The organism is Xenorhabdus thuongxuanensis, from assembly GCF_001908095.1.
GTDB classification, from domain to species: Bacteria; Pseudomonadota; Gammaproteobacteria; order Enterobacterales; family Enterobacteriaceae; genus Xenorhabdus; species Xenorhabdus thuongxuanensis.
The window spans coordinates 116,803-126,147 of sequence record NZ_MKGR01000009.1 but is presented as its reverse complement, the minus strand read 5'-3'; the positions used below and the strand labels follow the sequence as shown (position 1 = coordinate 126,147).

The window sequence follows — 9,345 nt, the reverse complement described above, 5'->3', positions numbered from 1 at the left end:
AACAGTCGGTGTATCCAGTCATGCCGTGATTGATGTTAACGACAAATCCATCATGACAGCATTGACTAAGGCGATGATCCAGATGGAGAACGGCAAGCAACCTTATTCTGATGACATCTTCGTACGGGCGTTTGAACTGCTATGAGGAATTGAACGATGGGTATTATTCTGGCTCCAATAATTTACGTTATCGGTTTTATTGCAGCATTCATTATTATTACATTGATAGGAAAACGAGCTAACGATCCGGAGGAATTCGGTGTCGTTTTATTAATGTCATTCATGTGGCCACTACTGGTTATTTTGATGCCGATTGTACTTGGTTTGTGTTTTTTAAACGGTAAATACAATCAATTTGTTGGTAGGCGGCCATGAAATGGCAATTAAAATTTGGCGCTGTTATTGTAGTTATCGCGCTGATGGGTTCAGCCGTATATTCCCTCTATTCGGTGTATGCAGAGAACGTGCGGCTGACGGGTGAGAGTGAATCACTGACCCAGCAGAATCAACGCCAGCAGTTCATCACCGATAACGCCTACCACTCTATCAGGTTATTCAATGACATCTCACGCATTAATAGCGAAAACCGACAGCGGTCAGCCGTGGATTCTGAGAAAACGCAGGCGGCCATCAAAACGGTGGTTGTTAGTCATGATTGCGCCCATCGCCTTGTTCCTGATGGGGTTGTTATCCGGTTGCAGCAACACGCAAACAGAATACGTTCAGGTGCCACCGATACCCATTCCGGCACATCTGCTCGCTGATTGTTTACCTCCCGCCATCCCTGACAGAATGACATGGAGTGACAGTCTTATTTTGAATGAGCAGTTATTAACGGTGATTGAACAATGTAATCTGGATAAACGGGCAATACGGGAAATTGAAAATGACAAATTGCCACCTCAGAGCAAATGATGCTGGGGTGGCAGGAGCAGGTTAGGGTGTGGTGTGGGTGACTGATAAGAGGACGGCGGAAGTGCTACCGTCCTACGATTTTATTACACACAGGCTATTTTGTTTAACCATCCTGGGTGTGCTGCTTCGCACTGAGCAACACAGGCTTCACGCATTTTAGGGATTACCAAAATCGAGCAGACCATAGCATAAGTCTGCATTGAAGCGGAAAGAGTCACGCCTGCCAACAGGCAAAGCAGAATGAATTTTTTCATTTTATTATTCTCCCCATTTCGTTTGAATTAACATTACTGCAACAACATATAATCCCATAAACCTATTTTCGCCCAATAACAAGCGAATAATGCTTAACAATTGGTTAACAACTGAAACTAAATGAAATATTTCTGTGCCCATTCCCTTGAGTGGTTACAGAAATAACCCATGCTGCCACCCGTTCCCATCGCGTACTCAACGCACACGGGATGGTGGCATTTTTTATATCTGAATTTCACCGTGCATTCACACGCATATCAATAAAAACGCAGAGCCTTACAGAAAGTCGAGCCTGAGAAAACCGTTATTAATAGGGTATTTCTGCGGGCGGCTTTTCTGTGTGAACAGGTTCGGCTTTCTATAAGGAAAATACCCGATGAAATTAGTCAAAACTAATAAAGAAAATCTTCCTGTAACAGAAGCGCCCACTATGACCAGTTTGGAAATGGTGGATTACATCAATGCCGACAGGAAGGCTAAAGCAGAGGCAGAAGGATTTTCATTCCCCTGTAAAAAATACAGAAAGCTTGAGCATCGTAGCTTTATGAAGAAAGTGCCAAAAGTGTTAGGGGAGGCAGCTGAAAAATTTTTTGCAGTTGACTCTTATATTAACGGCACGGGTGGTCAGGTTGAACGTGACATATACAAATTCCCTAAGCGTGAAGCCTGTCTGATGGCAATGAGCTACAGCTATGAGCTACAGGCTCAGGTGTTCGACCACATGACAGAACTGGAAGGCGGCAAAGATATTAACCTGATGGATTTCTCAGGACTGACGGATCTGACCATTAAACAAATGCAAGACCGAGTGGCTCAGGCTGAAAAGTTCTCATTTGCTGAACACGGGCAGAAAGGCAGTAGCCTGATGACCCTGCGCAAGAAAGAGAAGAAAGCCATCAAGAAAGCCGAGCAACTGGTGAAAGACCTTATCCAGTTTAAGCTGTGTGACCTCGGTGATTTTCCCGACGAGGAAGAGCCCGCATGAACCACGAACAATTTATCGAGAAGAACGTACAGGCCGAGTTAACCAAGCTCGGCTTTTCTTCATCTATAGCAGGGATGGCGAGTGACCGGGCAAAAGAACATTACCGCCGTTCAGCGTCAGCGAGCAGGAAAGGTAAGCTGTTTGATGACTGTCTGGACATTGCCAAGGCGTGGGCGAGTAAGTACGCAAGACGATGATGATACAAAATTCTGCAAAGTCCGATTATCGTCCAATGTCCGATAAATCACTTTCTGAACATTTTCTCAGCATTTTATATCACCACAGTACAAAATTTGTCGGGGTTATATCAACCCGACCAGTTAATTATTCTGAATAATGGGGAACACAATGTTACAGGGCATCTTTACCATTGGTATCAAATATGACACCGAGGCATTAAACCAACTGGCATCTCAGTTAGTGCATATCGCTGAACTGATGGATCCCATTCATGGTCGGCGCTATGACGCAGGTATGACACTGTCAGTAGATATAGGTATTGCTGTTGATAGATTTAAGATCTATGACTCAGAGAAGAAACTCAGAGCAACTATCCCTGATGATGATCACATTCGCCAGATAGTGCGGGAAGAGCTGCGCCAGTTCGTTGTGCGTGAGAGTGAGCGCGGCGGACTGTTTTCAGCGTGGTGATGGCAGTTTCATTAACTGATTTCGTAATGTGATTATCACCAAAGGTACTCCTCAGGGGGTGCCTTGACCACGGGGCGGCGCACTCGCGGGAAACGGCTCATTTTCCAATTTCCATGCTGTCAGCAGCAGGTGAGATAACCATTTGATTTGTATTGTAAATATCAATATTGCGGTGACAATTTTAAAAATGAGTTGTCACCTCAATGTCTTATATCTATCTGATAATAAATAAAAATATCAGTTTTCACCTGACAGAGTGGGGTGTCAATGTCCAACATCAGCAATCTGGGGGACGCCTACAACTGGAGCGTGGCTAAGATTGCTGAGGCGTTTGGCTTAAACCGCGGCACAGTCAGAAAACGGTTGTTAGAGGCCAATGTTCCCATCGCTAACACAGTCAGGGGAAACCCTGTTTATGCCTTACGGGATATTGGGCCCGCTATTTTCGGTACGGATACCCACAAAGACACCGAAGGAATTCAGGATCCTGCCACGATGTCCCCCAAAGACAGAAAAGACTGGTATCAGTCTGAAAATGAACGAATAAAACTGGAAACCACACTAAAACAATTGGTCCCGTCCGCCGAGGTTCACCGGGAAATGGCCGTGATGGCAAAAGCCATATCCCAGATATTGGATACCTGGCCGGACAGGTTGGAACGGGATAAAGGGTGGACAGCACAGCAGATAGCCGAAGCTCAGGCGGCCATTGACGAGTTGCGTGAATTATTGGCCGCCGAAGTTGCCAGCGCAGAGGATGAAACTGAATGACTGAACAATATGCCTCCGCGGCGGCAATCCGGCGCGATGTGTCCGTGTTACTAAAGCCCCCGCGCAGAATGCCGGTCGCTGAGGCAGTAAAAAAATACATGCGGGTGCCGATGGGGGGCGGCAGTTCTGTTCCCTGGGATGATTCCTTAACCCCGTACATTATTGAACCCATGAATTGTTTAACCTCACGACAATATGACGCCGTGATTTTTGTGGGTCCCGCCCGAACGGGAAAATCACTGGCACTGGTGGATGGCTGGATTGTTTATACCATCGTCTGTGATCCAGCGGATTTTCTGTTAATTCAGATGACAGAAGAGAAAGCGCGCGAGCACTCCAAGAAGCGGCTGGACAGGGCATTTCGTGCCAGTCAGGCGGTTGCCCGGCGCCTCAGCCCGAGGACGAATGACAATAACGTCCACGACAAGACATTCCGGGCGGGGAATTATTTAAAAATCGGCTGGCCGTCCGTCAATATCATGTCGTCATCGGATTATCGGTTTGTTGCCCTGACTGACTATGATCGCTTTCCCGAAGATGTGGACGGTGAAGGGGATGCGTTTTCCCTGGCCTCCAAGCGAACCACCACCTTTATGTCGGCGGGAATGACCCTGGTGGAGAGTTCACCCGGGCGGGATATTTCGGATACCAAATGGCGCCGGGCGTTCCCGCACGAAGCGCCGCCAACCACCGGGATTTTATCACTGTATAACCGGGGGGATCGTCGTCGCTGGTACTGGCCTTGCCCTCATTGCGGGGAATATTTTCAGCCCATCAAAGATCATATGACGGGTTATCAATTCCATAACGACCCCGTGATCGCCAGTCAGGCGGCACGTTTGCAGTGTCCCCATTGCGGAAAAATACTGGAACCCACCCTAAAGCGGGCATTGAACAACCAGGGTATTTGGTTAATTGAGGGGCAACAGATAGACAAACACGGGAATATCAGTGGGCACGCCCGTCAGTCCCGTATTGCGTCGTTTTGGATGGAAGGCCCCGCCGCAGCGTACCAGACCTGGGAGCAACTGGTCTATAAGTTGTTGACGGCTGAACAGGAATACGAACTGACAGGCAGTGAGGAAACACTGAAAACCGTCATTAACACCGATTGGGGATTGCCTTACCTGTCCAAGATAGCCCAGGAACAACGGCAGGGAGATGAACTGAGGGCGCGTACGGAAGAATGGATACGGGGTAGCGTCCCGACAGGGATCCGCTTTCTGGTGGCCGCCGTTGACGTACAGGGGGGCAAAAAACGCCGCTTTGTGGTTCAGGTCGTTGGCTACGGCGAAAAAGGGGAACGCTGGGTGGTTGACCGTTTTGATATCACCCGATCACTCCGGTTCAATGACGACGGCGAAGCCCAGCGCATTAACCCGGCCTCGTATACCGAAGACTGGACATTATTGCGAACCGATGTGCTGGATAAAACCTACCCGCTACAGGAACAACCTGATATCAGGATGGGAATTCAGGCCATGGCGGTTGACTCCGGCGGTGAAGAAGGCGTGACCGATAATGCGTATAAGTTCTGGCGACAGTGTCGGCGTGACGGTATCGGGAGAAAAGTCTTTCTGTTCAAAGGGGATGGGCATGCCAGAGGGAAGCTCATTACTCAGTCCTACCCGGACAATACCGAGCGTTCAGCGCGTCGCGCCAGGGCGCGGGGGGATGTGCCCATTTATTTGTTGCAGACCAACGAACTGAAAGACCGGATCGCCGCCGCATTAGGCCGTGACAGGGCGGGACCTAATTATATTCACTTTCCTGACTGGCTGCCTGAGGGCTTTTACGATGAACTCACTTATGAAGAGCGGGGAACTGATGGGAAATGGAAAAAGCCCGGCAAGGGGGCCAACGAAGCCTTTGACCTGATGGTTTACGCCCATGCCCTGGTGATTATTCAGGGCTACGAGAAGATCAACTGGGAAAAACCGCCCCGATGGGCACAATTACCTGACCTATCGGCGACCACGTTATCTTCCCCAATGGATCCCCCTGAAATAACCCCCCCACCCATGACACCCCCCTCGTCACCGCCTCAGGCGCGTGAATCCGGGGTTTCTGCGTGGGCACCGATATCCAATCACGGAGGCTGGGTATGACGCAAGAAGAGATTGAACACATGATCCAGCAATATCTGGACGCGGAAAAAACAGTATTGCAAGGCAAGACCCTCACCTTTAATGGTCAGTCAATGACACTGGAAAATCTCACCGAAATTGTGAAAGGGCGGGAGCGTTGGGAACAGCGGTTAAGTGCGCTGAAAAGGCGCAAAAAAGGCACGCCAATGTATAAACTAGCGAGGTTTTGATGGGCATCTTAGATAACGTCATTGGTGTAATTTCCCCTGGCTGGAAAGCGGCGCGCTTACGTTCCCGGCTGACCATTAAAGCGTATGAAGCGGCTATACCCTCACGGACACACCGGGCACGACGGGAGAACCGGAACGCCAATCAATTGACCCAATTTGGCGGGCGCTCGCTACGGGAGCAGGCGCGCTGGCTGGATAATAATCACGATTTGGTGATTGGGTTGCTGGATAAACTGGAAGAACGCATTGTCGGGGCGAAAGGTATCATCGTTGAGCCACAACCACTGTTACTCACAGGGTTGGTCGCGGATGCGTTAGCCGCCCAGATCAGCCAGGCCTGGTCGGCGTGGTCTGTGTCACCGGAGGTCACCGGGCAATTCACCCGTCCGGTTCTGGAGCGTTTATTGGTACGAACCTGGCTGCGTGATGGTGAAGTGTTTGCCCAGATGGTTCAGGGTAAAGCCCCCGATCTCACCCCCACCGCGAATATTCCTTTCTGGATTGAAGCCCTGGAGCCCGATTTTGTCCCGTTAGACATGAATGATACGGGGCAGGGAATTTGTCAGGGGGTGACGCTGAATACCTGGGGCAGGCCGACGCAATACCATGTGTATCAAAAGCTGCCATTATCCGGGGCAGTGTTAGGTGATATCAAGACGCTAGATGCGGACAATATGTTGCACCTGAAACTGATGCGCCGGTTACACCAGGTCAGGGGAAACAGCCTGCTGTCCGGGATACTGATGCGGTTAAGCGCCCTGAAGGAGTATGAGGATGCTGAACTGACTGCGGCGCGTATTGCGGCAGCGCTGGGAATGTATATCAAAAAAGGGGAACCGGCGATGTTCGATGACGGGGATGAGGATGCCCCACGAAACATTGATATTCAGCCCGGTATCATTTACGACAATCTCAAAGCCGGCGAAGAAATCGGCATGATTAAGTCTGACCGCCCTAATACCAATTTGCACCACTTCCGTAACGGACAATTACGCGCGGTGGCGGCCGGGAGTCGGGGCAGTTATTCCAGTATTGCCCGGGATTATAACGGCACCTACAGCGCCCAGCGTCAGGAACTGGTGGAGTCATTCGAAGGCTACAGTATTTTGCAGGATGCGTTTGTTGCCGCAATAACTCGCCCGATGTACCGCCGCTGGTTAAAAATGGCGATTGCCGCCGGCGTGATCACTGTGCCGCCGGGGATAAACCCGCACTCCCTCTTTAATGCGGTCTATAGCGGTCCAGTTATGCCGTGGATTGACCCGAAAAAAGAGGCGGAATCATGGCGGATATTGTTACGGGGCGGGGGAGCCACCGAGAGTGAATGGGTACGCGCCCGCGGCTCTAATCCGGCGGATACCAAGCGCCGCCGGAAAGCGGAAATTGACGAAAACGACCGGTTAGGGCTGGTATTTGATACCGATCCCGCCAATGACAGAGGAGGGCAGCATGCCCCACAGCAAACGGATAACGACAATGAAACCCCAAATGACGGCCGCGCCGACAATGAAAAACTGGTTCCGCATGCAGGCAACCAGTGAAAAAGCCGCAGATATCTATATCTACGATGAAATCGGCGGCTGGGGGGTGAGCGCCCGGCGATTTACCGAAGATTTGATGGCGCTCGGTAACCTGGCGCATATCAACCTGCATATTCATTCGCCGGGCGGTGAGGTCTTTGACGGGATCGCCATTTATAACCAACTGAAAAACCACCCAGCCACGATCACCGTCTACATTGATGGATTGGCCGCTTCCATGGCATCCGTGATTGCCATGGTGGGGGATACGGTGGTGATGCCGAAAAACGCCATGATGATGATCCACAAACCGTGGGGTGTCTCATGGGGGGATGCTAATGATATGCGCGATTATGCTGATTTGCTGGACAAATTAGAAAATGTGCTCATCCCGGCTTATGCAGCCAAAACCGGCAAGTCTCCCGAAGAAATCGCCCAGATGCTGGGGGAAGAAACGTGGCTGTCAGGGGAAGAATGCCTGGCACATGGATTTGCTGACCAGCTCACGGAACCCGTTAACGCCATGGCATGTATTACATCTAAACGAATCGAGGAATTTACAGCTATGCCTAATGCATTAAAAAATCACATTACCCCGAAAAACAGCACGCAGCCGGAGAAATCCGCACCGGTTAATGTGCCGCAATCCCAGCCTCAGCATGACGAACAGGCGCGACTCAGCGGCATCAAGGACGTGTTTGCCCTGTTTGGCGGCAAGCACACGGATCTGATGATTACGTGTCTGTCCGATGCGCAATGCACTGTCGCCCAAGCCAAAGATAAGTTACTGGCCACATTGGGGAACGAATCCACCCCGTCCGACAAACAGGGCCATGCCCATATTCACGCCCACCACGGTAATTTTGTGGGGGATGGGGTGCGTCAGTCGCTGATGGCGCGCGCCGGCCATGAGCATTATGAACAGGATAACCCCTATAACGCAATGACCTTGCGTGAACTGGCCCGTATGTCATTAACTGAGCGGGGAATTGGGGTGACCACCTACAACCCGATGCAGATGGTGGCACAGGCCTTCACCCACAGTACGTCGGATTTTGGCCATATCCTGCTGGATGTCGCCCACAAATCCATCCTGCAAGGCTGGGAATCGGCGGAAGAAACGTTTGAGAAATGGGTCAAGAAAGGGCAGCTCAGTGACTTTAAAACCGCTCACCGGGTGGGTATCGGTGCGTTTCCGTCACTGCGCCAGGTACGTGAAGGGGCAGAATACCAGTATGTTACGCTGGGTGATAAAGGGGCGACCATCGCATTAGCAACCTACGGTGAGTTGTTCAGCATTACCCGGCAGGCGATCATTAATGATGACATGAATATGCTGACGGATGTCCCGATGAAGTTAGGCCGGGCAGCCAAGGCCACTATCGGGGATCTGGTGTATGCCACCCTGATAGATAATCCGGCGTTAAGTGATGGTGACGCGCTCTTCGGTGAGGCGCACAACAACTTGCTGAGCGGGACTATCGATGTGGACACGATCAGCCAAGGTCGTCAGGCTATGCGACGCCAGAAAGACGGCGAACGGGCGTTGAATATTCGCCCGGCCTTTATGCTGGTGCCAACTGCACTGGAAACGCTGGCGATTCAGGTGGTCGGGTCAGGCAGTGTCAAAGGGGCGGACGTTAACGCCAATATTATCAACCCGATCCGTAATCTGGCGGAAATCATTGCTGAGCCGCGCCTGGATGATGCCAGCGAAAAGGACTGGTATATGCTGGCCGCCAAAGGCACCGATACCATTGAAGTCGCGTACCTCAACGGCATTGATACGCCCTACATTGATCAGAAGGAGGGCTTTACCTCTGACGGGGTCACGACCAAAGTGCGCATTGATGCCGGCGTGGCGCCCGTGGACTATCGCGGTCTGGTGAAAGTGACCGGAAAATAATCACTGCGTATTCCTTTCAATGCCC

12 protein-coding genes are annotated in these 9,345 nt (G+C 50.9%); 11 read left to right on the top strand and 1 reads right to left on the bottom strand.

The window, feature by feature from the left end; translation table 11 throughout:
* Positions 1-156: 156 nt before the first annotated feature.
* Genes Xentx_RS08625 through lysC form a run of 3 tightly spaced genes read left to right on the top strand, consistent with a single transcriptional unit; the run spans position 157 to position 915 of the window.
* Positions 157-375, top strand: coding sequence for a hypothetical protein (locus Xentx_RS08625; RefSeq protein ID WP_074019842.1), 219 nt, complete (start codon positions 157-159; stop codon positions 373-375).
* Positions 372-764: a hypothetical protein gene (locus tag Xentx_RS18490; RefSeq protein WP_083600920.1), complete on the top strand. Its 393-nt coding sequence runs from the start codon at positions 372-374 to the stop codon at positions 762-764. Before Xentx_RS08625 ends, Xentx_RS18490 begins: the two co-directional genes overlap by 4 nt.
* Complete coding sequence (gene lysC / locus Xentx_RS08620) at positions 727-915, top strand: Rz1-like lysis system protein LysC (RefSeq protein WP_422645868.1); 189 nt, start codon at positions 727-729, stop codon at positions 913-915. The genes Xentx_RS18490 and lysC overlap by 38 nt, the downstream gene beginning before the upstream one ends.
* Before the next feature lie 83 nt (positions 916-998).
* Here lysC and Xentx_RS19130 read toward each other — a convergent pair whose 3' ends face one another.
* Entirely contained in the window at positions 999-1,169 is a 171-nt protein-coding gene (locus tag Xentx_RS19130; protein WP_167366750.1) for a hypothetical protein, read from the bottom strand.
* Between the two features lie 377 nt (positions 1,170-1,546).
* On the opposite strand from Xentx_RS19130, the gene Xentx_RS19360 reads away from it, so the two are divergent.
* The 8 genes from Xentx_RS19360 (at position 1,547) to Xentx_RS08580 (ending at position 9,320) form a co-directional block, all read left to right on the top strand.
* Positions 1,547-2,155, top strand: coding sequence for a Rha family transcriptional regulator (locus Xentx_RS19360; protein WP_074019840.1), 609 nt, complete (start codon positions 1,547-1,549; stop codon positions 2,153-2,155).
* Positions 2,152-2,352 carry a hypothetical protein gene (locus Xentx_RS08610; RefSeq protein WP_074019839.1) on the top strand — a complete coding sequence of 67 codons (201 nt, stop codon included), beginning with the start codon at positions 2,152-2,154 and terminating at the stop codon, positions 2,350-2,352. The genes Xentx_RS19360 and Xentx_RS08610 overlap by 4 nt, the downstream gene beginning before the upstream one ends.
* 151 nt (positions 2,353-2,503) lie before the next feature.
* Positions 2,504-2,806 (top strand): hypothetical protein, encoded by a 303-nt coding sequence (locus tag Xentx_RS08605; RefSeq protein ID WP_244149842.1) that lies wholly within the window; start codon positions 2,504-2,506, stop codon positions 2,804-2,806.
* Between the two features lie 267 nt (positions 2,807-3,073).
* Positions 3,074-3,577: a DUF1441 family protein gene (locus Xentx_RS08600; protein WP_074019837.1), complete on the top strand. Its 504-nt coding sequence runs from the start codon at positions 3,074-3,076 to the stop codon at positions 3,575-3,577.
* Positions 3,574-5,685 (top strand): phage terminase large subunit family protein, encoded by a 2,112-nt coding sequence (locus Xentx_RS08595; protein ID WP_074019836.1) that lies wholly within the window; start codon positions 3,574-3,576, stop codon positions 5,683-5,685. Before Xentx_RS08600 ends, Xentx_RS08595 begins: the two co-directional genes overlap by 4 nt.
* A complete protein-coding gene (locus Xentx_RS08590; RefSeq protein WP_074019835.1) occupies positions 5,682-5,894 on the top strand; it encodes a hypothetical protein in 213 nt (70 codons plus the stop codon). The genes Xentx_RS08595 and Xentx_RS08590 overlap by 4 nt, the downstream gene beginning before the upstream one ends.
* Positions 5,894-7,435 (top strand): phage portal protein, encoded by a 1,542-nt coding sequence (locus tag Xentx_RS08585; protein ID WP_074019834.1) that lies wholly within the window; start codon positions 5,894-5,896, stop codon positions 7,433-7,435. The genes Xentx_RS08590 and Xentx_RS08585 overlap by 1 nt, the downstream gene beginning before the upstream one ends.
* Complete coding sequence (locus tag Xentx_RS08580) at positions 7,371-9,320, top strand: ClpP-like prohead protease/major capsid protein fusion protein (RefSeq protein WP_244149841.1); 1,950 nt, start codon at positions 7,371-7,373, stop codon at positions 9,318-9,320. The genes Xentx_RS08585 and Xentx_RS08580 overlap by 65 nt, the downstream gene beginning before the upstream one ends.
* Positions 9,321-9,345: the final 25 nt, after the last annotated feature.